This is a genomic window from Microvirga antarctica (genome assembly GCF_017921815.1).
In the GTDB taxonomy this organism is placed as follows: domain Bacteria; phylum Pseudomonadota; class Alphaproteobacteria; order Rhizobiales; family Beijerinckiaceae; genus Microvirga; species Microvirga antarctica.
Genome location: NZ_JAGEMM010000007.1, coordinates 120,493 through 144,465, shown reverse-complemented (window position 1 = coordinate 144,465; position 23,973 = coordinate 120,493). Strand labels below are relative to the sequence as shown.

General features: G+C 65.9%; 19 protein-coding genes. 10 read left to right on the top strand and 9 right to left on the bottom strand.

What is annotated here, in order from left to right:
- Window positions 1-29: 29 nt before the first annotated feature.
- Complete coding sequence (locus J4G32_RS18670) at window positions 30-290, bottom strand: DUF6460 domain-containing protein (protein ID WP_210497062.1); 261 nt, start codon at window positions 288-290, stop codon at window positions 30-32.
- A 94-nt stretch (window positions 291-384) separates the two neighbouring features.
- On the opposite strand from J4G32_RS18670, the gene J4G32_RS18665 reads away from it, so the two are divergent.
- Window positions 385-1,326 (top strand): alpha/beta hydrolase, encoded by a 942-nt coding sequence (locus J4G32_RS18665; RefSeq protein ID WP_210497061.1) that lies wholly within the window; start codon window positions 385-387, stop codon window positions 1,324-1,326.
- Here the strand turns inward: J4G32_RS18665 and J4G32_RS18660 are convergent.
- From J4G32_RS18660 to J4G32_RS18645, 4 genes are all read right to left on the bottom strand, one after another.
- A complete protein-coding gene (locus J4G32_RS18660) occupies window positions 1,323-2,009 on the bottom strand; it encodes a response regulator (RefSeq protein WP_343232682.1) in 687 nt (228 codons plus the stop codon). The genes J4G32_RS18665 and J4G32_RS18660 overlap by 4 nt on opposite strands.
- Window positions 2,010-2,103: 94 nt before the next feature.
- The gene (locus tag J4G32_RS18655) at window positions 2,104-2,562 is read right to left on the bottom strand and encodes a secondary thiamine-phosphate synthase enzyme YjbQ (protein ID WP_210497060.1); all 459 of its coding nucleotides are present in this window, start codon (window positions 2,560-2,562) and stop codon (window positions 2,104-2,106) included.
- Window positions 2,559-4,292 (bottom strand): cisplatin damage response ATP-dependent DNA ligase, encoded by a 1,734-nt coding sequence (locus tag J4G32_RS18650; RefSeq protein ID WP_210497059.1) that lies wholly within the window; start codon window positions 4,290-4,292, stop codon window positions 2,559-2,561. The genes J4G32_RS18655 and J4G32_RS18650 overlap by 4 nt, the downstream gene beginning before the upstream one ends.
- Window positions 4,289-5,353 carry a ligase-associated DNA damage response exonuclease gene (locus J4G32_RS18645; protein WP_210497058.1) on the bottom strand — a complete coding sequence of 355 codons (1,065 nt, stop codon included), beginning with the start codon at window positions 5,351-5,353 and terminating at the stop codon, window positions 4,289-4,291. Before J4G32_RS18645 ends, J4G32_RS18650 begins: the two co-directional genes overlap by 4 nt.
- Before the next feature lie 65 nt (window positions 5,354-5,418).
- Between J4G32_RS18645 and J4G32_RS18640 the strand changes: the two genes are divergently transcribed.
- The gene (locus J4G32_RS18640; protein WP_210497057.1) at window positions 5,419-6,348 is read left to right on the top strand and encodes a class I SAM-dependent DNA methyltransferase; all 930 of its coding nucleotides are present in this window, start codon (window positions 5,419-5,421) and stop codon (window positions 6,346-6,348) included.
- A gap of 3 nt (window positions 6,349-6,351) precedes the next feature.
- Here J4G32_RS18640 and J4G32_RS18635 read toward each other — a convergent pair whose 3' ends face one another.
- Window positions 6,352-7,173, bottom strand: coding sequence for an SDR family oxidoreductase (locus J4G32_RS18635; RefSeq protein ID WP_210497056.1), 822 nt, complete (start codon window positions 7,171-7,173; stop codon window positions 6,352-6,354).
- Window positions 7,174-7,327: 154 nt separating this feature from the next.
- Here J4G32_RS18635 and J4G32_RS18630 point away from each other — a divergent pair, with 154 nt between their 5' ends.
- The 3 genes from J4G32_RS18630 to J4G32_RS18620 are packed head-to-tail and all read left to right on the top strand — an operon-like array spanning window position 7,328 to window position 10,967.
- Window positions 7,328-9,838, top strand: coding sequence for a ligase-associated DNA damage response DEXH box helicase (locus J4G32_RS18630; RefSeq protein ID WP_210497055.1), 2,511 nt, complete (start codon window positions 7,328-7,330; stop codon window positions 9,836-9,838).
- Window positions 9,835-10,536: a ligase-associated DNA damage response endonuclease PdeM gene (gene pdeM, locus J4G32_RS18625; protein ID WP_210497054.1), complete on the top strand. Its 702-nt coding sequence runs from the start codon at window positions 9,835-9,837 to the stop codon at window positions 10,534-10,536. Before J4G32_RS18630 ends, pdeM begins: the two co-directional genes overlap by 4 nt.
- Window positions 10,537-10,562: 26 nt before the next feature.
- Window positions 10,563-10,967 (top strand): lysozyme inhibitor LprI family protein, encoded by a 405-nt coding sequence (locus J4G32_RS18620; RefSeq protein WP_210497053.1) that lies wholly within the window; start codon window positions 10,563-10,565, stop codon window positions 10,965-10,967.
- A gap of 3 nt (window positions 10,968-10,970) precedes the next feature.
- Here J4G32_RS18620 and J4G32_RS18615 read toward each other — a convergent pair whose 3' ends face one another.
- The 3 genes from J4G32_RS18615 to J4G32_RS18605 all read right to left on the bottom strand — a co-directional run bounded on the left by J4G32_RS18615 (window position 10,971) and on the right by J4G32_RS18605 (window position 15,781).
- Window positions 10,971-11,732, bottom strand: a complete 762-nt coding sequence (locus J4G32_RS18615; RefSeq protein ID WP_210497052.1) for a TIGR02186 family protein — start codon at window positions 11,730-11,732, stop codon at window positions 10,971-10,973.
- On the bottom strand, window positions 11,729-12,658 hold the full coding sequence (locus J4G32_RS18610) for a sulfite exporter TauE/SafE family protein (protein WP_210497051.1): 930 nt from the start codon (window positions 12,656-12,658) through the stop codon (window positions 11,729-11,731). Before J4G32_RS18610 ends, J4G32_RS18615 begins: the two co-directional genes overlap by 4 nt.
- 105 nt (window positions 12,659-12,763) lie before the next feature.
- Window positions 12,764-15,781, bottom strand: coding sequence for an SEL1-like repeat protein (locus tag J4G32_RS18605; RefSeq protein WP_210497050.1), 3,018 nt, complete (start codon window positions 15,779-15,781; stop codon window positions 12,764-12,766).
- 336 nt (window positions 15,782-16,117) lie between these two features.
- Here J4G32_RS18605 and J4G32_RS18600 point away from each other — a divergent pair, with 336 nt between their 5' ends.
- The 5 genes from J4G32_RS18600 to J4G32_RS18580 all read left to right on the top strand — a co-directional run bounded on the left by J4G32_RS18600 (window position 16,118) and on the right by J4G32_RS18580 (window position 23,906).
- Window positions 16,118-16,543 carry a MerR family transcriptional regulator gene (locus tag J4G32_RS18600; protein ID WP_210497049.1) on the top strand — a complete coding sequence of 142 codons (426 nt, stop codon included), beginning with the start codon at window positions 16,118-16,120 and terminating at the stop codon, window positions 16,541-16,543.
- A gap of 955 nt (window positions 16,544-17,498) precedes the next feature.
- Window positions 17,499-17,684, top strand: a complete 186-nt coding sequence (locus J4G32_RS18595) for a hypothetical protein (RefSeq protein WP_210497048.1) — start codon at window positions 17,499-17,501, stop codon at window positions 17,682-17,684.
- 911 nt (window positions 17,685-18,595) lie between these two features.
- Window positions 18,596-20,386 (top strand): acyl-CoA dehydrogenase C-terminal domain-containing protein, encoded by a 1,791-nt coding sequence (locus J4G32_RS18590; protein WP_210497047.1) that lies wholly within the window; start codon window positions 18,596-18,598, stop codon window positions 20,384-20,386.
- Between the two features lie 81 nt (window positions 20,387-20,467).
- Window positions 20,468-21,676 carry an acetyl-CoA C-acetyltransferase gene (locus J4G32_RS18585; RefSeq protein ID WP_210497046.1) on the top strand — a complete coding sequence of 403 codons (1,209 nt, stop codon included), beginning with the start codon at window positions 20,468-20,470 and terminating at the stop codon, window positions 21,674-21,676.
- A 19-nt stretch (window positions 21,677-21,695) separates the two neighbouring features.
- Window positions 21,696-23,906, top strand: a complete 2,211-nt coding sequence (locus tag J4G32_RS18580) for an FAD-dependent oxidoreductase (RefSeq protein WP_210497045.1) — start codon at window positions 21,696-21,698, stop codon at window positions 23,904-23,906.
- The last annotated feature ends 67 nt before the right edge of the window (window positions 23,907-23,973 follow it).

Genomic DNA, 23,973 nt, shown 5'->3' with positions numbered 1-23,973 from the left:
GGGGCGAGAGCGGTATCCACGACCGGGGTTCAGCGTCGGCCGAAAAGGCGGGCCAGCAACCAGAGCGGGATCACGATGATCGCGCCGTAGAGCATCCAGCGACCCACTTCCAGAATCGTGTCGAGGCTGAGATCAAGCACGGACGCGATCCAGTGGTAGAGGCCCTGGACAAGGCCCACGGGCGTGATGCCGAGAAAGGCCATGAACGCGCCGACGAGCAGGGACAGGAAGATCAGTTTCGCCAGAACGGAGCCGGGCGAGCCCCCGAGAAAGCGGTTCATATTCGACATCGGTCATCCTCGTAGCGCCGGCCATGCTGGACCTCGGCTGTGGCGTGTGCTTCATCGCAAGGGTCGGCGATGAACGCAACACTTCGAGTTTGGCATGATCGACCCCTCCCTGTTCGACCCCTCCGCCGTCAGTGACGAGATCCGCGCGCAGAACGCCGATATTGTCGCCCGCCTGTCGGGCCTCCCTGAAATCTGGTCGGTGCCACCCGCCGTGATCCGCGAGCGCCGGCGCCAGGGCCTCGGTCCCTTTCCCGCCATGCCTCTCAGCGGGCGGGCCCGGGTCGTCGCGATCGATGGCCCCGGCGGGCCGATCCCTTTGAGGATCATCGCGCCTGAGCAGCCCAAGGGTGTCTATCTCCACATTCATGGCGGCGGCTGGATATGGGGAACGGCCTACGAGCAGGACCCCTGGCTCGACCGGCTGGCGGATCGCTGCGGGCTTGCGGTGGTGTCGGTCGAGTATCGGCTGGCGCCCGAGCATCCCTTTCCGGCAGCCCCCGACGATTGCGAGGCGGCGGCGCTCTGGGTCATGCGCGAGGCCCTGTCGCGGTTCGGAACGGAACGCTTGTTCATCGGGGGCGAATCGGCTGGCGCGCATCTCGCCGCCCTCACGCTCCTCCGGCTGCGCGACAAGCACGGCCTCACTCCGTTCCGCGGCGCGAACCTGTTTGCCGGTTGTTATGATCTGGCCCTCACGCCGAGCGTTGCGAACTGGGGCAGCGAGAAGCTGATCCTCAATACCCGGGACGTGCGCTATTTCGCCGACAATTTCTGCGGTCCCGACCGGGACCGGCGCGATCCCGGCATCTCGCCTCTCTATGCGGATCTCGCGGGGCTGCCGCCAGCGCTCTTCTCGGTTGGCACACGGGACCTGCTTCTGGACGATTCGCTGTTTATGGCCGCCCGCTGGGCCTCGCTCGGCAACAAGACGGATCTGGCCATCTGGCCGGGCGGATGCCACGTCTTCATCCGGTTCGACAGCGCTTTGTCGGAGCAAGCGCTCGCGCGGATCGACCGGTTCGTGGAAGGGCTTTAGTCGGCGCTGGCAGGCGAGGGGCGCTGGGTGACGCCGATCTTGGCGGCGGCGATCACGGCCTGGGTCCGGCTGTCGACGCCGAGCTTGTCGAGAATGGCTGAGACGTGCGCCTTCACGGTCGCTTCGGATACCGACAACTCATAGGCGATCTGCTTGTTGAGCAGCCCCTCCGACAGCATGGTCAGGACGCGGACCTGTTGCGGCGTGAGGGTACCCAGCCTGCGCACCAGATCGGCCGTTTCCTTGTCCTCTGCGGCGTTCAGGTCGACATCGGGTGGAGTCCAGGTGTCGCCTGCGAGCACGGCCTCGATCGCGCCGCCGATGCTGTCGATGTCGATGGATTTCGGAATGAAGCCTGCGGCGCCGAATTCCATGGCACGACGGATGACGGTGGCCTCCTCGGTGGCCGACACGATCATGACGGGGAGTTCGGGATACTGAGCCCTCAGGGTCAGAAGGCCGGAAAATCCCTGGACGCCCGGCATCGTCAGATCGAGGAGGATCAGGTCCACGTCACGCTCGTGCCCTAGCGTCACGCGCAGATCGTCCATCCCGTTGGCCTCGAGAACGCGCGCCTTGGGCATCATCGATCCGATGGCCTGCCGCAAGGCCCCGCGAAAGAGCGGATGATCGTCCGCGATCACGATCGTGATGTTCTCGCCCTGCAACGTTTCTTCCCCCACGCAACCTCCCGAGGCTTACTCGCAACCGTCATGAAATAGCAAGGCAGCCGACAATCCACGGATTTGTCAGGATAGACCCTCTCTGGCCACCACGTCACGCGCCGATCAGGTGAAAGACGATATCGCGGGTGTGGGGGGCGTCCCGGTGCTCCAGAAGATAAAGTCCCTGCCATCGTCCAAGGGTCATCTGGCCGTCCAGAAGCGGCACGGAGAGGGTGGTGGCCGTCAGCATGGTGCGAATATGGGCCGGCATGTCGTCCAGCCCTTCCGTGGCGTGGACATAATCGGCCTCCCGGGGCGCCAGGCGGGCGAGCGCCGTCGCAAGATCCAGGCGCACGTCCGGATCGGCGTTTTCCTGGATCAGCAGGGACGCCGAGGTGTGGCGGCAATGGACCGTCAACAGCCCCTGCAGGATACCGCTTGCCAGCACCCAGCGAGCGACGGTCTCGGTGATGTCGGTAAATCCGGGCCCGGTGGTCTCCACCAGGAGCCGGCCCGTTGCCTGCTGCGTCACGCTGCCTTCGGCGAGGGTTTCGATGGCTGGAACCTTCATGGGGATGACCCTTTCGTGGCCGGATCCTGAAGCGGATGGATCTCGGCCTCGCCCCGCTTGAGAATTTTCTCCAACGTCTCGATCCGGTCCGCCTCGGCCGCCGGTTTGTCCCAGCGGATGCGGCTGATGCGGGGAAAGCGCATGGCGACGCCGGATTTGTGTCGGGTGGAGCGCTGCAGCCCCTCAAACGCCACTTCCAGCACCAGCCCGCGATCCTTGCCGTATTCCACCTCGCGCACCGGGCCGAACCGATTGACCGTGTTGTTTCGGACATAGCGGTCGAGCTTGCCCAGCTCCTCGTCGGTGAAGCCGTGATAGGCCTTGCCGACCGGGACGAGCTCCTCGCCATCCGGCCCGTCCCGCCAGACGCCGAAGGTGTAATCGGAATAGAACGACGACCGCTTTCCGTGGCCGCGCTGACCGTACATCATCACCGCGTCGACGAGGAACGGATCGCGCTTCCATTTGTACCAGTAACCCTTCGGGCGGCCGGGCAGATAGGGGCTGTCGAGCCGCTTGATCATACAGCCCTCGATCGCGTCCGCGTCGGGCCCGGCTCCGACTGAGCCCGGGTCCGAGCGGGCGGATTCGAGGTTTTCCCACGACTCGAAGGGGACAAGTGCCGACAATTCGATCCGCGGATCGTCGAGCTTTGCCACCAGCGCTTCAAGGCGGGTCCGGCGCTCCCGGAATGGCAGGTCGCGCAGGTCCTCGTCGCCCTCGGTCAGGATGTCGTAGACGCGCAGATGGACGGGAAAATCCGCGATCAGCTTGGGCGTGACGGCCTTGCGGTTCAAGCGCTGCTGCAACACGTTGAAGCTCTGCACGCGGCCGTCGCGCACGATCAGCAACTCGCCGTCGATGGCGCCCTCGAAGGACAGCGCCTCGACGAGGTCGGGGAAGGCTTTGGACACATCCTCGCCTGTCCGCGAATAGATCCGCCGCACCAGCCGCCCGTCCTCGCCGCGCCCGGCCACGGCTTGCAGCCGGATGCCGTCCCATTTCCATTCGCCGACGAAATCGGCCGCATCGAGCTTGGCGAAATCCTCCTCCTCCAGAGGATGCGACAGCATGGGCGGCCGGAACGGCGCCGGGTTCGTGGATTCGGGCTTTGGACCGCGGGACTCCGCCCAGGCGAAGAGTTCCGTGTAGGGCACGTCCAGTCCATGCCAAATGAGCTCGACCTCGTCAGGCGCGAAACCGCCCATCTGCGCAACGGCCGTCTTGGCAAGGCGGGCGGAGACGCCCACCCGCAATTCGCGGGTGATCAGCTTCAGAAGCGCCCACCGGCCGGTCTCGTCGAGGGCGTCGAGCCAACCCGCGACCCGCGCCGGCAGGTCGCTCCGGCTCATGGTCGCCAACGCCTCCACGACCTCGGTGATGGTCGGCACATGCGGCGGCGGGTTGTTGTGGCCGATGGCGGGCCCATCGCCGCCGGGCAGTGCCTGCTGCCGGTCCGGTGCGGGCCAGATCAACGCCACCGTCTCGGCGAGGTCACCGACATAATTGTAGGACATGCGGAACAGGATCGGATCCGTGCGCTCCTCGACAAGCCCCCGGATCAACCCCGACTTGGCTTTCTTGAACATCAGCGAGCCGGTCAGGGCCGCAAGCGCATAGCCACGGTCAGGATCGGGCGTGTGGGCGAAATAATCGACCAGAAGCCGCAGCTTGGCATTGCGGCGTGGCTCATAGGCGAGGCGGTCGAGAAGGGCCGCGAAACGGTTCATGGCGCGCCGGTCTCCGCGGTTGCAGGGGGGGACGCCGGGTCCTCGGCCTCGGCCTCGCCTTCGTCACCGTAGCCCAGCATGTGAAGAGGCCGGGCGCGCAGGCCGCGGGTTTCGCACCAATGCACCAGGGCGTCCTCCTGCCCGTGCGTGACCCACACTTCCTCGGCGCCGGTGTCCAGGATCGTACGGCAGAGATCGTCCCAGTCGGAATGATCCGAGATCACCAGCGGCAGCTCGACGCCTTTCTGGCGGGCGCGGGCGCGCACCCTCATCCAGCCGGAAGCGAAGCACGCCACCGGGTCGGGGAAGCGGCGGGACCACAGGTCCTGCAGGGAGGAGGGCGGGCAGACGATGATTTCGCCCGCCAACCGGCCGCGCTCCGTCGCCACCACCTTGGGCGTCTCTCCGAGAGGAACGCCCTCGCTCTTGTAGAATTCGGTCAGCCGCTCCATCGCCCCGTGCAGGTGGATCGGACGGTCGTAGCCCTCCTCGCGCAGGAGAGCCATCACGCGCTGGGCCTTGCCGAGCGAGTAGGCGCCGACAATGTGGGCGCGCTCGGGAAACAACGCCACGGAGTTGAGGAGCTTGCGAACCTCGTCGCGGGTATCGGGATGGCTGAAGACCGGCAGGCCAAAGGTGGCCTCGGTGATGAACACGTCGCAGGGCACGACCTCGTAGGGAAGGCAGGTCGGATCGGCCGCGCGCTTGTAGTCGCCCGAGACCACGATCCGCGTCCCGCCGGCCTCGATGGCGATCTGCGCCGATCCGAGCACATGCCCGGCCGGCGAGAACCGCACGGTGACGTCGCCGATGCGGATCTCCTCGCGTAGCGGTGCGATTTGCTGCTGCCGTGTGAAATCCTCGCCGTACCGGACCGCCATGATGAGGAGCGTTTCGCGGGTCGCCAGCACGGAGCCGTGTCCGGCGCGGGCGTGGTCGGAGTGACCATGCGTAATCAACGCGCGGGGAACCGGACGGACCGGGTCGATGTGGAAGTCGCCGGGCGGGCAGTAGAGTCCCTGCGGCGTCTGGGTCAGGATGTCGGTGGAGCGCATGGCCATGGGCTGTGCATATAGGAGCCTTGTCGCCCGTTGACACCGCCTGGCCCCTGGCGCATGCGGATACGATGTTCCATCCCCTCAGCCTGCGAACGTCCGGCGACCAGCGCGCCGACGGCCGCTACGAATATGCCCGCGCGGCATTCGACGAAAAGGACTTCGCGGCCGCGGCCGATCTCGCCCGGCAGGTGCTGGACCGGGCGCCGGACTTTCCGGCAGCGCATGCCTTGCTCGGGCGCGCCATGGCGGCTCTGGATGAGCGGGACGGGGCGGTTGACGCTCTTCGACGGGCCCTTGCCCTCGCGCCTGAGGACGAGCTTGGCGTTCGGCTGGATCTTGCCCGGCTCGGGGCGCTTCCCGCCGAGAGCGCGATCACCGATGCCTATGTGCGGGCGCTGTTCGACAATTACGCGCCCCGGTTCGACCGCCACCTCACCGAAACCCTTGGCTATACGGGCCCCGAGGCGGTCATGGCGGCGCTCGTGCGGGCGAATGGGCAGGGTCCGTTGCATTTCGGGACGGTCCTCGATCTGGGTTGCGGCACCGGCCTGATGGCCAGGGCCCTTTTGGGCGGGTTCACGGCGATCGCGGGGGTCGATCTGTCGCCCCTGATGCTGGACCGCGCCCGGCGGACCGGCCTCTACGACAGCCTTCACGAGGGCCACCTGACGCCGTTCCTCACCGAATGGGCTGCCGCGTCGGTCGACCTCGTCGTCGCGGCGGACGTGCTGATCTACCTGTCGTCCCTTGATGCGGTGTTCGCAGGGGCCTGCCGCGTCCTGAAGCCGGGCGGGCTGTTCGCCTACACCGTGCAGGCGCATCCCGGCGAGGGCGTTATCCTGGGCTCGGACGGGCGCTATGCCCATTCCAGGACTGCGCTCGCCGCACTGGCGGCCGAGCACGGCTTTCAGACCCTGATCTTCGATGCGGTCTCGGTCCGGCAGGACCGGGATCAGGCCGTGCCGGGCTATCTGGCGGTGCTCCGGCGCCCCGATTGAGAGCTACGCGGCAGGCCGCGAGGGATGCGGGGCGTCCTCGTAGCATCCGACGACCGACTGGTCGAAATCGATGATCGAGCCCGTCATCAGCCCCGATTCCCGGCTCGTCAGGAACGCCACCGTGCGCGCGACCTCGGCCGGGTCGAGGAGACGGCCGAAGGGCTGGTTCTTGACCGCCTCATCGAGCCATCCATCCTGCGCCCCATGATAGGTGCGCATGATCCGGTCTTCGCCGGGCGTGTTCATCCAGCCGATATTCAGGCCGTTCACGCGGATGCGGTAGGGCATGAGGCTGAAGGCCGCGTTCTTCGTGAGGGTGGCAAGCGCCCCTTTCGAGCCGCAATAGGCCGAAATGAATGGCTGGCCGCCATGGGCCGACATCGACAGGATATTGACCATCGCGCCCTCGATACGCTCGCGGCGCATGATGGTAGCGGCCTCCTGCATCAGGAAGAACGGGGCGCGCACGTTCACGGCGAACATCCGGTCGAACAGCTCCGGACTCGTGTCGAAGATCGTGCCGCGATCCGTCATGCCGGCCGCATTGACGAGGATATCCAGCCGTCCGAACACCGCGTCGGCGCGCTTGGCCACGGATCGCGCCTGTTCAACGTCCGCGAGGTCGGCGGTCACAAATTCGGTTTTGCACCCCTGCGCCGTGATGTCCTCTGCGACCGCCCGGCCGCGCTCGACGTTGCGTCCGCAGATGACGAGGCCAGCAGCGCCGCGCTCGGCCAGCGTGCGGGCGATGGTCTCGCCCAGTCCCTGCGTTCCGCCCGTCACGAGCGCGATGGCGTTTTGCAGGGATGTCAGGGGAGGGCTCATGGTTTTGTTATCTCGTGTTGGCGTGACGTGAAGGTGATCCGGTCGACGGGCAGGCGCAAGGGACGACCTATCTGTGTCCACAACCTAACAATCAGGCAACGATGATCGGACGCCAGGCATGGTGAAGCCGGGAATTGCGCCTATCTTGGGTGCAATGGCGAAAAGCGTTTCCTCCTCACTCCCCCGCCTGTTCCGCGACTGGTTCAAATCCCGGGGATGGAAGCCCCGAGAGCATCAGCTTGCCCTTCTGGAGAAAGCCCGCGACGGGCGCTCGGTTCTGCTCGTTGCGCCGACAGGGGCAGGCAAGACCCTCGCGGGATTCCTGCCGAGCCTCGTCGAACTCTCCGAGAGGGGCGCGAAGACGGGCGCAAAGGGGCCGAAGGCCGGCCTTCACACGCTCTACATCTCGCCTTTGAAGGCTCTCGCCACCGACATTGCCCGCAATCTCGAGACGCCCGTGCGGGAGATGGGCCTGCCGATCCGCATCGAAACCCGCACCGGCGATACCCCCTCGCACAAGCGGGCGCGCCAGATCGAGCGGCCGCCCGACATCCTGCTGACCACCCCCGAGCAGCTGGCCCTTCTGCTCGCCCATCGCGAGGGCCGCGCGCTCTTTTCAGGGCTGCGCCGGGTCGTGCTGGACGAGTTGCATTCGCTCGTCACCTCGAAGCGCGGTGATCTGTTGTCGCTGGATCTCGCACGTCTCTTTGCCATCGCGCCGGAGATGACCACAGTCGGCCTGTCGGCCACCGTGCGGGAGCCGGATGACCTGAGGCGCTATCTGGTGTCGCAGCGGGATCCCGGCGCCTTCGCCGACCTCGTCACGGTGGAAGGCGGAGCAAGGCCCGACATCCAGATGCTGGAGATCGACCACAAGCTGCCGCTGGCGGGCCACACCGCCTCGCTCTCGATGCCGGCCATTTACGATCTCATCCGCGCGCATCGCACCACCCTGGTCTTCGTCAATACGCGCCTGCAGGCCGAATACACCTTTCAGGAATTGTGGAAGCTCAACGAAGACAGCCTTTCCATCGCGCTCCATCACGGCTCGCTGGACGTGGCCCAGCGGCGGCGGGTCGAGGAGGCGATGATTGCCGGGAAACTCAAGGCGGTGGTCTGCACCGCGACGCTGGATCTTGGCATCGACTGGGGCGACGTGGACCTCGTCGTGAATGTGGGCGCGCCCAAGGGCGCCTCGCGGATCATGCAGCGCATCGGCCGGTCCAACCACCGGATGGATGAGCCCTCCAAGGCGATCCTGGTTCCGGCCAACCGCTTCGAGATTTTGGAATGCCGGGCGGCGCTCGATGCCGTGCATGAGGCCGCCCAGGACACGCCCGATGCGCGCATCGGCGCCCTCGACGTGCTCTGTCAGCACATCCTTGGGGTCGCCTGCGCCGAGCCCTTCCGGCTGGAGGAGTTCTACGACGAGATTCGCTCGGCCGCGCCCTATGCGGGTCTGACCTGGGAGGATTACGAGGCCTGCGTGGCGTTCGTGGCCACCGGCGGCTACGCGCTTCGCGCCTATGAGCGCTTCGCCAAGATCGTGAAGGGTGCAGACGGCCTGTGGCGTGTCCGCGATGCCAGGGTCGCGCAGCAATACCGGCTCAATGTGGGCACCATCGTCGAGGCGACGATGATCAAGGTGCGCATGGGGAAGTCCTCGCGGGCAAGACCGGGCACTGTCCTTCCGCGCGGCCGGATCCTGGGCGAAATCGAGGAATATTTCGCCGAGACCCTGACCCCCAGCGACACGTTCCTGTTCGCCGGCGAGGTGCTGCGCTTCGAGGGCATCGTCGAGGACGAGGTGCTGGTGACGCGGGCTGCGGCCGGCACCGATCCCAAAATTCCCTCCTATGACGGCGGCAAGTTTCCCCTCTCGACCTTTCTGGCAGCACGGGTGCGGGCGATCCTCGCCGATTCCTTCGAATGGGACCGCCTGCCGGAGCAGATGACCGAATGGTTGGTCCAGCAACGCAAGCGCTCCGGCGTGCCGGGGGAGCGCGATCTCCTGGTCGAGACGTTTCCCCGTGGCGGGCGCTTTTACATGACATGCTTTCCGTTCGAGGGGCGGCCCGCGCACCAGACGCTCGGCATGCTGCTGACCCGGCGGATGGAGCGCGCAGGCCTCAAGCCCTTCGGCTATGTGGCCAACGATTATGGCCTCGCGGTCTGGGGCAACGGCGATGTGTCGGCCCGCATCGCCCGCGAACCCGAATTTCTCGACGACCTGTTTGCCGAGGACATGCTGGGTGACGATCTCGAGGATTGGCTGGCCGAGGCGGCGCTGATGAAGCGCACGTTCCGGCAGGGGGCGGTGATTGCCGGTCTCATCGAGCGCAAGTTTCCCGGCCAGCACAAGACCGGGCGGCAGGTGACGATCTCGACGGATCTCGTCTACGATGTGCTCCGGCGGCACGAGCCGGATCACGTGCTGCTGCGGGCTGCGCGGGCGGATGCGGCAACGGGACTCCTCGACGTGAGGCGGCTCGGCGTGCTGCTTCGACGCATCCGGGGGCGAATCATCCACAAGCCGCTCGACCGGGTTTCTCCCCTGGGCGTGTCCGTCATGCTGGAGATCGGCCGCGAGCGCGTCTACAGCGACGATGCGGACGATATTCTGGCCGAGGCGGAAGCGACCCTTCTCGACGAGGCTCTGGCGTGACGGCACTGCTCAAGATCAGACAGGCGACGAGCGATCTGGACCTGCAAGGCTGCGCCATGGTTCTGGACGTCTCGGGCGCCGTCTATCTGCCCGATCATGACACGCTGCTGGTGGCCGACCTCCATTTCGAGAAGGGATCGTCCTTCGCCCGGCGCGGCATGATGCTGCCGCCCTACGATACGCGCGAAACCCTGAAAGCCTTGTGCGCCGCCGTCGAGCGGTTCGACCCCCGCGTCGTCGTGGCGCTGGGCGACAGCTTTCACGACATCGGCGGCCCGGACCGGCTCGGCGACCCCGAGCGGGACACCCTCAAGGCGGTCCAGCATAATCGCGACTGGATCTGGGTCACGGGCAACCACGACCGCGCGCTGCCGGCGAGCATCGGCGGCGAGGTGGTCAACGAGATCCGCATCTTGTCGCTGACGCTGCGTCATGAGCCGGCTGCCGGCGCGATCGGCGAGGTGGCGGGCCATCTCCATCCGGTCGGCAAGGTCGTGATGCGCGGCCGCTCGACGCGTCGCCGGTGTTTCCTGCTCGATAGCAACCGTTGCATCATGCCGGCTTTGGGCGCTTATGCGGGCGGGCTCAATGCCTGCGATCTCGCGTTCTCGCCGCTGTTTCCAGCGGGGTTCACTGCCCATATCATCGGAACGGAGCGCATTTTCGCGATCGCCCGCGCCATGCTCTGCCGCGACTGACGATCGTGCTTTTGCCAGAGGGTCCCATGCGCCTGCGTCTCACCGCCTGCCTATTCGTGTTTGCCACCGTGACCCTGCCCGCTGTCGCACAGGTTCCGGCCACCTGTGGAGACGCAGCCACACAAGCTGCGGCCAATCAATGCGCGTCCGAAAAATTCTCGACCGCCGACAAGCAATTGAATGCCGTCTACGCGGAGCTTGCGGGCAAGCTCGCGTCCGACAACAAGGGCTATCTGCGCGAGGCGCAGCGCGCCTGGATTTCGTTCCGCGACAAGGAATGCACCTTGCGCACCGGCGGCGGCCCGGCCCAGCAGGGCAGCATCTGGCCGATGCTTTATACGGAATGCCGGACCGCGCTGACGCGGGCGCGGATCGAGGATCTCAAGGCGCAGGTGAAATGTCCGGGGGGCGACCTGTCCTGTCCCCTTTGAGGGTCAGTCGCGCCGGAAGATCACGTTGGCGATCCAACCAAACAGGAGCGCCAGGGCGGCGGTCGCAAGACCGTAGATCCAGGCGGAATCCCGCGCCGCCTCGCCGACACGTTGCTCGAACCCGGTCTTGACGAGTTCGAAATGGGTGAAGCTGCGCGTCAGGATCACCGTGTCGGCCAACAGCGTGACCTCGACATCGTAATTCCCCGGCGGCGCGGTCGCGGGCAACGGAATGCTCGCCCGGAAGATCGCCGGCGTGAGGAAAGTCACCGCCCGGTCGTCCTCGATATACAGGCCGTCCTGACGTCTCAGACGCAGCAACGCCTGCCGGAAGGGCTCATCCGCACCCTGGCGGTCGTTGGTGAAGTCCGGCGCGTTGATGATGGCCTTGAGGCCGATCTTCTGACGCTGGCGCAACTGGTCGCTCGTGATTTCACTGATCGGTCGCGAGGTCAGCACACTGAGATAGGCCGGCGCGTTGGGGAATTTCTGCTGCTCGAGATTGAGCCAGACCGGGCCGAGGCGCTCCTTTTCCCGCACGACCAGATATTGCTTCGGCCCGCGCACCGTCACGACGGCCTCGTACCCGGTTCCCCGGGAGATCGTCTGTGCGTCGCGCTCGATTGCCCCGAAGAGGGCGATCGAGGTGCCGGTGTAGTTGGAGTTGATCAGCACCCGGTGGTTCGAAAGGGACGTCACGAGGGTTTCGGCGCTGGCCGTTGCGATACAGGCGAGGAGGGCGAGACACGTGACGGCCAGTCTCACGTTCGCGTTTCCTGCGTCGCGATGGAGAAGAGTTCATTGGGAGTGACGATCAGTTCCAGGGCGAAGCGAAGGCCGACCGCCAGCAGGAGGATGGCCAGCAGGAACCGGAACACCTCGGCGCGCAGGTTACGCCCGGCGCGGGCGCCGAACTGCGCGCCGAACACCCCGCCGACGATGAGCAGCATCGCCAGCACGATGTCGACGGCCTGGTTTGCCACCGCGTGCAGGATCAGCGAGACGAGGGTCGTGCAGACGATCTGGAACTGCGAGGTTCCCACCACCACGCTGGTCGGCACCCGGAAGATGTAGAGCAAAGCCGGCACCATGATGAAGCCGCCGCCGATGCCCAGCAGCGCGCCCACAAAGCCGACGAAGAGGGCAAAGCCCACGATCGGAATGATGCTGGCGTAGAGTTTCGAGCGGTGAAACCGGGTGCGCAGCGGCCAGAACAGATAGGGCGCGTGCTCGCCTGCCTGCCGTTTGACGCGGATGACCCCGCCGCGCCGCTTCGTCCAGAATTCCCGGACGCTCTCCTTGAGCATCAGGCTGCCGACGACGGTAAACAGGGTCACGTAGGAGACGACGATGACGAGGTCGAGCTGGCCTGCCCGTCGGGCCGCGGCAAAGAACCAGACGCCCAAAGCGGATCCGACGAAGCCGCCCGCCACGAGAACTCCGCCGAGCTTGAAATCGAGCGCGTTGCGCCGCAGGGCATTGAGAACGCTGGTGGTGGACGAGGCCACGATCTGGGCGGATTGGGTGGCCACCGCTACCGCGGGCGGTATGCCGAGGAAGATCAGCAGCGGCGTCATGAGAAACCCGCCGCCGATCCCGAACAGGCCGGAGATGAACCCCACCGCTGCGCCCATTCCGAGGATCAGGAGAACACTGACGGGCATTTCAGCGATAGGCAGGTAAATTTGCACCCCGGTTCCCCTATGGCCGGTGCAGCCATGACATTGGTTGAGAGCAGCGCTTGTTGACCCTTAAGCTTAGGGTCCTGAACAAAACCTGACCGTGAGCGCGAATTGTCAACTCCGCGTGCCGAAATTAGACGCTGCCGTGCGGCCATCCCCCCGCCAGCGGACGTTATTGGCTTCTTCGTCGATGGGTCTGGCCCGCCACCGCGCGGCCAGGAGCTTGGCGGCCGCCAGCGCGGGGGGCGCGAGGCGTCTTGCGATCTCGTCCCGTTTTCCCGCCGCATCCGCATCGCCCTGGCGGGCGACGATGTCGAACCATTGATAAGCCCGCGGCAGGTTCTGGGCGGTTCCGATCCCGCGGGTCAGGAGCACCCCGAGATTGAACTGGCTGTCTTTGAAGCCGCCTTCCGCCGCCTCGCTGTACCAGTGGAAGGCGCCCGCATAGTCCGGTGTCCCGCGAAGGCCTCCCGCCAGCAACGTCGCGAGGTTGTGCATGGCCTGGAGGTTGCCGGCCTGCGCGGCCCGTTCGAACCAGGACGCGGCTGCCTGCCGATCGCGTTCGACCCCCGCCCCTTGCTCGTAGAGAGAGCCGATCCGCTCCTGGGCGACAGGCAGTCCTGCCAAGGCGGCCCGCTCAAAGAGCCGTGCTGCCTCGACCCGGTCCTCGGGACCGGTGCCGACCTGCAGGAGCCGTGTGGCCATCTCATAAAGAGCAGCGGGGTCGCCCGCCGAGGCCGCGCGGCGCAGGACGTCGGGCAGATCCGCGATATCGGCGGCTGGGGAGATGGCGACAGCCGGGGCGATCTGCGACGTAGGAAGAGCCGCCGTCGCGATCGGACGGTGCATCGATCCCGTGGTTCCGACAGCCGCCGCGGGGCGCGTCGTCTCGGTCAGCCGTGACAATGCCTCCAGCGTCCCGGAGGCCAGAATGAGGAGCGTGACGCCGAACAGAAGCGGTTTGCGTCCACGGCGCAGACGCTGGCGGAGCTTGTCGACCAATGAGGCTGCCGGCGGGGGCGATGCCTCGTCGGCTGGAACACCCTCGATGGCCTCTGACGAAGATCGTTCACGCTCGCCCACCGAGAAATCGCGCGGGCGGGACGGATCGGTGTTGGACTGGGAGGCCCGTCGGGCTGCCGCAATGAAGCTTGAGCGGACCTTGCCGAGATCTTCTCCGTGCCCGGAACCGCTCCCGACTGCGCGCGCCGGATCGGTATCTGGGTTGCGGGTCTCGAAGATCAGGTCCGGTCCTGCCGCTGCGGCATTGAGATCCTCGATCTGGGAGAGAGTGGCGGCATGGAGGCGGCGCACCGCCGCTTCGAGGCGGTCGGCCGGTTCGCGCGGGGGCTCGGGGGACTCGTCGGGCAAGGGAACCCGGTCGGCAAATCTTGCCGTCAGCGTTGCAAGCGCATCCTGAACGGACGTTAGAATCTGCTGGGTCCTGGCGTCGCCTTCCACCTGCAAGGCCTTCAGGGCGGCAAACCCCTCCGCCAGGCCCGTTGCCTCAAACGGCATGGCCACGGGGGCGGCCTGAATCGCGTTGACGGCGTCGCGCGCCGCAAGCTCAGCGATCGCGCTCGCTTCTTTCCGGAGTGCGTGGATCGCCTCGCTGACGGGTTCGGGGGCGACCGCATCCGGGCGGGCGGCGAGCCGGTCTTCAAAGGAGGCGAGCAGATGTTCGATGCGATCCAGCGCGCCGGGGGCCTGGAGTTTCTCATGCATGGCGCGCAGCATGTCGTTGAAGGCGGCCGGCTCGGCGCGCTCTTCGAGGGCACGGAGCTGACGTTCGATCCGATCAAAGCGTTGCGCCAGGGGACCCTCGGACCGGGCTGCCGCGTCGAACGCACCTTCGATTTCGCCCGACAGGAGGTCGAATCGCGCTTGGACGGCCTCGCTCTCTTGCATCCGCTGATCGGCGGCGGCGGTCAGGCTCTCTGTCAGGAGCTTTAATTGGGCGGCGATCGGCTCAAGGTTCGCCGGTTGGGGATCCGGCCGGTCGGCGAGGGCCTCAAGCCTGTCGCCGAGATTCCGGATCTGCTCTGAGACGTCGCTTTCGGCGTGTCGCGCAAGGCCTTCCGACAATGCCCCGCAGACCTTTTCCAGGGACGCCTTCAACGAGGTAAAGTCGCTTCGGACGACCTGATGGGCGCGCAACTCGGCCACCTGGCTGCGCAGGGCCGTCAGGTCGGCGGCAAGGTCTGCGATCTGGCGTGGTTCGGCCCGGGTGCTGAGGTCGTGACGCATGTCAACGATCTGGCTGCTGAGAAAATCGACGACGGATCGGTCGATGCCGGTCTCGCTCAGCCGGTCGATCTTGCGATCGAGCGATTCGAGGTCGCCGGCAATCCTCGGGTGGAGGCCGCTCCCCATGGCGGCCGACAGGTCGGCGATCTGACCATGCAGCGTCGTGATCGCCCCGGCCATGGTCATGACCGCGTGTCCAGAGGGCTGGCTGTCGACGTCCCGCGACATGCTGCGCAAGCTGTCATCCAGCGCGCGGACTTCATCCCGGGTCGCCAGGGCGCCGACGGCCGCCCGCAGATCCTCGATCTCGGCCCGAATTCCCTCGACGGCCGGGAAGGGCTGGGGCGAGGCAGGCCTCTCGAGCCGATCTGCCAGCCGCTCCATCTCGCCGCGCAGGCCGAGCATGGTGTCGGACAAAGGGGACAGGGCCCGAACGGCCTCCTCCACGGGAAAGGTCACTCGGACGGGGGCGGCGTCGGCGTTGACCCGCTGCTCGATCGCGTCGAGACGGTCCTTCAGGGCCGAGAGAGCGTCCGTCATGGCGGACGCCATCCGATCTTGATGATCGGCCGAGCGCCGGTTGGTTTCCGCCAGCGCACGCTCGGCTTTCTCGACCCAGGCTGCGACGGACTCGAAATCGCTTCCCGCTGTGGGAGCGATGGACGCCTTGGGCGCGGATTTGGTCATCCGGCCGAGGATGGAATCGACCGAGGCCCCGGCGCGCACGCCGTCGTCCCGCCTTTTCTCGTGTCCCACCAGGCGGTCCGCCATGATTTCGCCCACCCAGTCCTCGAGACGCAGCCCGGCCTTCGACGCCGCCGCCTCAGCGGCTGTCCGGGTCTGCGGGTCGAGATCGTCGAGGTGTGCGAGAACGGGTCGTCTCATGGCCGCGCCTGCGGGACGAAATAAAGGTTCCGGCGGCAGCAAGGCCCCATACCAGGCGTCCGCGGGTCAGCAGGCAGATCCTTCCGGATTTCGAACGGGAGGGAATCAGTGCGCCGACGAGGCAGCTTTCGCCTCGCATGGTAAAAAAGCCGTTAAGGGACCTGCGGTTAGGGGCTGATAGGGACAGCCGCAGAACCTTTGTCTGGGCTCATTTTGCCCGTTTGCAACCGGGCCTTGCGAAATGCGCACCTATGTTATACAATTGCAATATGGAAATGGCGCGTGGCTCGCAAGGACGCTGTTCAAACCGAAGAGACAACGATGATGGGGACTTTGATGAGTAGCACAACGCATGAAAGTTTTGGACCTGGCAAAGACGCCGGACTGATCGGCGACAGCGAGCGCTCCTTCACGATCGGCGATCTGGCCCGAGAATTCGGCGTGACCCTGCGAACCCTCAGGTTCTACGAGGATCGGGGCCTGCTGTCCCCCCGTCGTGAAGGCACCTCCCGGATCTACGACCTGCGCGACCGCGACCGCCTCTCTGTGATCCTCAAAGGCAAGCAACTCGGCTTCACCTTGACCGAGATCCGCGCCATGCTCGCTGAAGGCCGCGTCGCCAATGGGGCCGCGGCGAACCTGAACCTCTCGCTCGACAAGATCGAGGATCAGATCCGCCACCTGGAACAGCAGCGGGTCGAGATCGACGAGGCCCTGGCCGAGCTGCGAAGCCGCCGCGCCGCCATCGCTGTCGCCGCCTGATCACCGCGCCTATCGTCCCGTCCGCCAGCTCGCGCATGCGCAGCGCGGTGTCCGTCCCGCGCCGGTATCGTGGCCGTCCGGGCAGCGTCAGTATGCCGCGTCTTAGCCGATTTGGTTTTCCCGTCGATCTCCCTCTCGATATCAGCGCCGGGCTTCGAACGGGCAGCTGTGCCCTGCAGTCTTGGCAGGCGGAGCTTTGCAATCGGCAGGGCATGCAGGGGCCGCGGAGCCCACTGTCATGAGCAAGGGCTCATCATGACCACGGGCCCGAGGGGCTGAGTGCAAGAGGGGGTCCGCGCCAACGGCAAACGCAGCGTCGCCCGCCCTGCGATCTGGATCGCCCCGCGCAAGACATGACGGGCGGGAGCCATCCATGTGATTTGGATCGCTACGCGCAAGGCATGACGGGCGGGAGCCTTCCATGCGATTTGGATCGCCCCGCGCAAGACGTGACTGGCGGGAGCCCGCCATGCGATTTGGATCGCTACGCGCAAGGCATGACGGACGGGAGCCTTCCATGCGATTTGGATCGCCCCGCGCAAGACGTGACGGGCGGGAGCCTGCCATGCGATCTGGATCGCCACGCGCAAGGCGTGACGGACGGGGAGCCCGCCATGTGATCTGGATCGGCACGCGCAAGGCATGACGGACGGGAGCCTTCCATGTGATCTGGATCCCTACGCGCAAGACATGACGGGCGGGAGCCCCTCCATGTGATCTGGCTCGACAAGCGCAAACCATGACGGGCGGGAGCCTTCGATGCGATCTGGATCCCTACGCGCAAGACGTTACGAGCGGGAGCCTTCCATGTGATCTGGATCGCCCCGCGCAAGGCATGAGGCGCGGGAGCCATCCATGTGATCTGGATCGACAAGCGCAAACCATGACGGGCGGGAGCCTTCCATGCGATCTGGATCGCTCCGCGCAAGGCAGGACGCGAGATCAGTGTGGGGCCGTGTCGTGCTGCGAGACCCGAGGCGGACGCCCCCATCCGACCGAGGCCAATGGGCGTTCGAGACACGCGGCCGAACGGGGCCTCGACACGCTGGCGATGGATTGGGAGACCTTTCGGCCGGTCGGCGTCTATGGACCCGGCGTGAAGGGCAATATGCCGGCCCTGGCCGCGGTCATCCGTGGATGATGAAAGACAGACGCTGTCTGGCGGCCTGGCCCCTTGCCCAATGTCATCGCGCCAGCAACGTGGTTTGGTCGCTGGGGCGCGAACTCGGCCTCGCCTCAGAGACGAAGCTCCCGGCACACCGATCGCGCGAATTCCAGCTTGTCACTGGTGTCGCCTGCGGCTTAGCGGCAAAAAGCTGACTAGAAATCGTACGGTCCGCCCGGCCGAGCCGTCCCGCCACCGCAAAAGGTCCGGCACGCGTTCGCGCGCGATTGCTGGGCCGGGAACGCCGTCTCTCTGGCAAGGCCGCGCTGACATCGCCGGGGCAATTCTCCCTCCATGCCTCCTGGCGGCATCCTGGCGCCGTGGGCCTTCGGTGAATCACCGGGGGCAGGTGAGTTTCCCCGAGGAGCTCCGCATCCGACAGCTGGATCGGCAGCGTGCCGATCATGACGGCCTTTTCAGGTCCCACGTCCATCCATGGGAGTTCGGCGAGGCATTGCCTCGAACTCCTTTTTGACTGCCGCGACATCCTCCCGGTGCCCGGCCCGCATGAGGCTGGCGCGCGTTGTCGTATGCGAGCGCGCGGATCACCCAGAGGCGGAACCGGCGAGGGCTCAGCGGGCCATGCGCCGCAGGCCCGGTCTCCATCCGCTCGGCCTGGTTGCCTCAGGCGTCCCATCGAGGACTGGTCCCATGGAGGACGGGCGAGGCCGCTCTCCGATGTGCCGGGGTCCGATGCGGGGAGGGGGCCAGTGGGTCTGTTGAACTGGCACCGTCGATGCCGTGGCGGCACTCTCTGACAGGCCAGAAATCGCTCCGTCGGGCAGGCCTCTTCCCAAAAGAGAGGATATAGTTTATATGTGAACGATCTTGGAGCCGGGCGCGGATTGTGCGCAGACTGGCTTCCCCTTTGTTCGGGAGATTCGCCCATGCCCCACTACAAAGCCCCGGTCGACGACGTCATGTTCTTGCTGAGAGACGTCTTTCCCATCGAGCAGCATCACAATCTGCCGGGCTTTGCCGATGCGACGGCCGACACCGTGGAGGCCATCCTCACCGAGGGCGCCAAGCTTTGCGAGGAGATCTTCCTGCCGCTCAATCGCACCGGCGACCTCGAGGGTTGCGTGCGGGAGTCCGACGGCTCGGTGCGCACGCCAGCAGGGTACAAGGCCGCCTACGATGCCTATGTGGCGGGAGGGTGGATGGGGCTGTCGATGCCCGAGGCCTTTGGCGGACAGGGGCTGCCGACGACGCTCAACGTGGTGATGCAGGAATTCCAGTCCTCGGCCAATCTCGCGCTCGCCATGTATCCCGGGCTTACCCAGGGGGCGATCGCGGCCTTGCTGCAGCACGGCTCCGAGGAGATCAAGCGCACCTATGTGCCGCCGATGGTCGCCGGGACCTGGACCGGGACGATGAACCTCACCGAACCGCATTGCGGCACCGACCTCGGACTCCTGAAGACGAAGGCCGTGCCGAACCCGGACGGCTCGTACGCGATCACCGGCACCAAGATTTTCATCTCGTCGGGTGAGCATGATTTCGCGCAGAACATCATCCATCTGGTGCTTGCCCGCATCGAAGGCGCGCCGCAGGGCACCAAGGGAATCTCCCTGTTCGTGGTGCCGAAATTCCTCGTGGAGAACGGCTCAGCCGGCGCACGCAACGGCGTGTCGTGCGGGTCCCTCGAGCACAAGATGGGCATTCACGGCAACGCCACCTGCGTGATGAACTACGACGGCGCCACAGGCTTTCTCATCGGGGAGGAGAACCGTGGGCTGAACGCCATGTTCGTCATGATGAACGAGGCGCGGCTCGCCGTCGGCGTGCAGGGGCTGTCGCAATCGGAAGTCGCCTACCAGAATGCGGTCGCCTATGCGCGCGACAGGCTTCAGGGCAGGGCGCTGACGGGCGCGAAATTCCCCGACAAACCTGCGGATCCGATCATCGTGCATCCGGATGTGCGACGGACATTGCTCTCCATCAGGGCGTTCAACGAGGCCGCGCGGGCACTGCTGATCTGGACCGCGCTCAAGAGCGACGTTTCCCATCGCTCCACCGATGCCGCCGAGCGTCAGGCGGCCGACGACCATATGGGTCTGATGACGCCGGTGGCCAAAGGCGTGCTGACGGATCTCGGATTCGACAACACCGTGAAGGCCCAGCAGATGTTCGGCGGCCACGGCTACATCGAGGAATGGGGGATGTCGCAATTCGTACGCGATGCGCGCATCGCCATGATCTATGAAGGTGCAAACGGCATCCAGGCCATGGATCTGGTCGGGCGCAAACTCGGCAAGGATGGCGGACGGGCCGTGATGGCCTTTTTCAACGAGGTTGCGGGGTTCTGCCAGACCGAGGCCGCGGACGAATCCATGAAGCCTTTCCTCGACCCGCTCCAGCTGGGGCTGGGCGATCTCCAGAAGGCCACCATGTGGTTCATGCAGAACGCCCTTGCCAAACCGGATCATGCGGGCGCCGGTGCGACCGACTATATGCACCTCTTCGGCCTGGTGGCGATGGGGTATATGTGGGCGCGGATGGCCAAGGTGGCGCTCGCCAAAAAGGCTGCCCGCACGGGGGACGCAGCTGCCTGGGACGCCAAGATTCTCACCGGACGGTTTTTCATGGAACGGCTCATGCCGGAGACGACGTCGCGCCTTGCTTGCATCACCAGCGGCGCGGATGTCACCATGGCGATGCCGGCCGACGCATTCTGAGGCGATTGCCTCTTCGTTCAGACCTGCGTTGTGGGCGACGGTTGAAGCGCCCCGCGCCACTCCAAAGCCCGGGAGGCTCCTATGTCCGACGCCTTTATCTTTGACGCCGTCCGCACGCCGCGAGGGCGCGGCAAGAGCGATGGCTCCCTGCACGAGGTGACGGCCGTCGATCTGGCGGTCACCACCCTCGATGCCCTGCGAGCCCGCAACGATCTCGACCCGTCGCTCGTGGAAGACGTGGTGCTGGGTTGCGTCGATCCCGTCGGCGAGGCGGGCGGCGATATCGCGCGTGCCGCGGTGCTCAAGGCGGGCTTCGGCAAGGAGGTTCCCGGGGTCCAGATCAATCGCTTCTGCGCGTCCGGCCTCGATGCGGTCAATCTGGCAGCAGCCCAGGTCATGGCCGGCATGAAGGACATCGCCATCGGCGGCGGCGTCGAATCCATGAGCCGGATCGGGATGGGTGCATCGGGCGGCGCATGGCCGGTCGATCCTGGCGTTGCCATCGCCAATTACTTTCTACCGCAGGGCATTTCGGCGGATCTCATCGCCACGAAATACGGCTTCTCCCGCGACGATGTGGATGCCTACGCGGTCGAGTCGCAGAAGCGCGCCGCTGCCGCATGGGACGAGGGGCGGTTCTCGAAATCCGTGATCCCGGTAAAAGATATCAACGGCCTCACCATCCTGGCCAAGGACGAGCACATGCGTCCGGCCACCGACATGCAGTCGCTCGGACAACTCAAAGCGGCCTTTGTCCAGATGGGCGAGATGGGCGGCTTCGACGCGGTCGCGATCGCGGCCCATCCGGATGTGGAATTCGTCAACCACGTCCATCATGCGGGCAACTCATCCGGCATCGTGGACGGCGCATCGGCGGTGCTCGTCGGCAGCCGCGAGGGCGGCGACAAAGCAGGGTTGAAACCACGCGCGCGCATCAAGGCGTTCGCGTCCCTCGGGTCCGATCTTGCGCTGATGCTCACCGGGCCCATCGAGGTGTCGGAACTGGTTCTCAGAAAGGCCGGAATGTCGACGAAGGACATCGACCTGTTCGAGATCAACGAGGCGTTCTCGGCTGTCGTGCTGCGCTACATGCAGGCGCTCCATCTCGATCTCGCCACAGTAAACGTCAATGGCGGCGCGATCGCCATGGGCCATCCGCTGGGCGCGACCGGCGGCATGATCCTGGGCACCGTTCTCGATGAACTCGAGCGCACGGGAAAGACCACGGCTCTGATCACCCTGTGCGTGGCGGCCGGCATGGGCACGGCCACCATCATCGAGCGCGTTTGAGCGAGAGCGGAGAGAACCCATGACCACCTTCACCAATTTCCGCTTCGATGTGGACGCCGATGGCATCGCGCTCGCGACCTGGGACATGCCCGGGCGCTCCATGAACGTCATTACTCCCGAGGTGATGGACGAGCTGGCGCGGATCGTCGAGACGGTCGCGAGCGATGCAGCCATCAAAGGCTGCGTCATCACCTCCGGCAAGGAAACCTTTTCCGGCGGCGCCGACCTCACCATGCTGCAGGGGCTTGGCGTCGCATACGCACGGTTGTCGAAGGACGAGGGTGCCGAGGCCGCCATGAGCTATTTCTTTGCGGAATCGCGCAAGCTGTCGCTTCTCTACCGGCGCCTGGAGACCTGCGGCAAGCCGTTCGCCGCGGCCATCAACGGCGTGTGTCTCGGGGGCGCGTTCGAACTGGCGCTCGCCTGTCATTTCCGCGTGGTGTCGGACAGCGACGCGACAAGAGTCGGCCTGCCGGAAATCAAGGTGGGGTTATTCCCCGGCGCGGGCGGAACGCAGCGCGTGTCGCGGCTGATGCCGACGGGCGATGCCTTGCAGATGCTCTTCAAGGGCGAGCAGCACCGACCGCTCATGGCGCGCAACATGGGTCTGGTCCACGCCGTCGTGCCGCAGGCGGAGCTGGTGAAGACAGCCAAGGAGTGGATCGGCAAGGGCGGGTCGCCGGTGGCCCCCTGGGACGAGAAGGGGTTCAGACTGCCGTCCGGCAAGGTTTATTCGCCGGCCGGCATGCAGATCTGGCCCGCAGCGAACGCCATCTACCGCCGCGAAACGCAGGACAACTATCCGGCAGCCTACGCCGTTCTGGAGGCCGTCTATCAGGGCCTGCAGCTGCCGATGGACCAGGCGCTGACGGTGGAGTCCCGATGGTTCGCGAAGATCCTGCGATCGAAGGAAGCGGCCGCGATGATCCGCACGTTCTTCGTGTCGATGCAGGAGTTGAACAAGGGCGCGCGCAGGCCCAAGGACATCCCTCCCACAACCCTGCGCAAGATCGGGATCGTGGGTGCGGGTTTCATGGGCGCGAGCGTCGCCTATGTGACGGCGCAGGCCGGAATGTCCGTGGTGCTGATCGACCGCGACATGGAATCGGCCGAGAAGGGCAAGGCGCATTCGCACAAGCTCATGTCGGATCAGATCCTGAAAGGCCGCGCCAAGACGGCGGATCGCGACGCACTCCTGTCGCGGATCACAGCGTCGGCCGATTACGCCGACCTGAAGGATTGCGATCTCGTCATCGAGGCGGTGTTCGAAGACCCCAAGGTCAAGGCCGAGGTCATCGCGAAGGTCGAGGCGGCCATCTCGCCGGATTGCATCTTTGCGTCCAACACGTCGACCTTGCCGATCTCGGGCCTCGCCCAGCACGCCCAGCGGCCCGATCAGTTCATCGGCATTCACTTCTTCTCGCCGGTCGAGAAAATGATGCTGGTGGAGATCATCAGGGGCAAGCAGACCGGCGAGCGGGCGCTCGCTGTCGCGCTCGATTTCGTGCGCGCAATCCGGAAGACTCCTATCGTCGTCAACGATTCCCGCGGCTTCTTCGCCAACCGGTGCGTGCTGGCCTATATCCTGGAGGGCCATCTCATGCTGGCCGAAGGCATTCCGCCGGCCATGATCGAGAATGCCGGCAAGCAGGCCGGCATGCCGGTCGGGCCTCTTTCGCTCAACGATGAAGTCGGCGTCGATCTGGGTCTCAAGATCCTGCGGGCCACCAAGGCGCAACTGGGCGATGCGGCCATCCAGCCTGAGCAGGAGGCGTTGCTGACCCGCCTCGTCGATGGGGAAGGACGGCTCGGCCGCAAGAACCGCAAGGGCTTCTACGATTATCCCGAGGGCGGGCCGAAGCGGCTCTGGCCCGGCCTTGCCGCCTTGCAGCCTACGCACCAGGAAGCGGAGCGCGTGGACATGCAGGACCTCAAGCGGCGACTTCTCGTCACCCAGGCCCTGGAGGCGGCACGCACGGTCGAGGAGGGCGTCATCACGGATCCGCGCGAGGCGGATGTCGGTTCGATCCTCGGCTTCGGCTTCGCGCCCTATACGGGCGGGGCGCTCTCATACATCGACTTCATGGGCGCCAGAACCTTCGTGGATCTCTGTCGCGATCTCCAAACCCGCTTCGGCGACCGGTTCGCTCCGCCTGCGATCCTGCTGGACATGGCGGCGACAGGCGGGACATTCTACGCCCGCGCAGCGGACGCCAAAACCGCGGCGTGACCGAGCGAGGGAGCCTGTCGCTCCCTCGTCACAGAATGAGAGGCCGGGGTCTATGAAGGCGCATGTC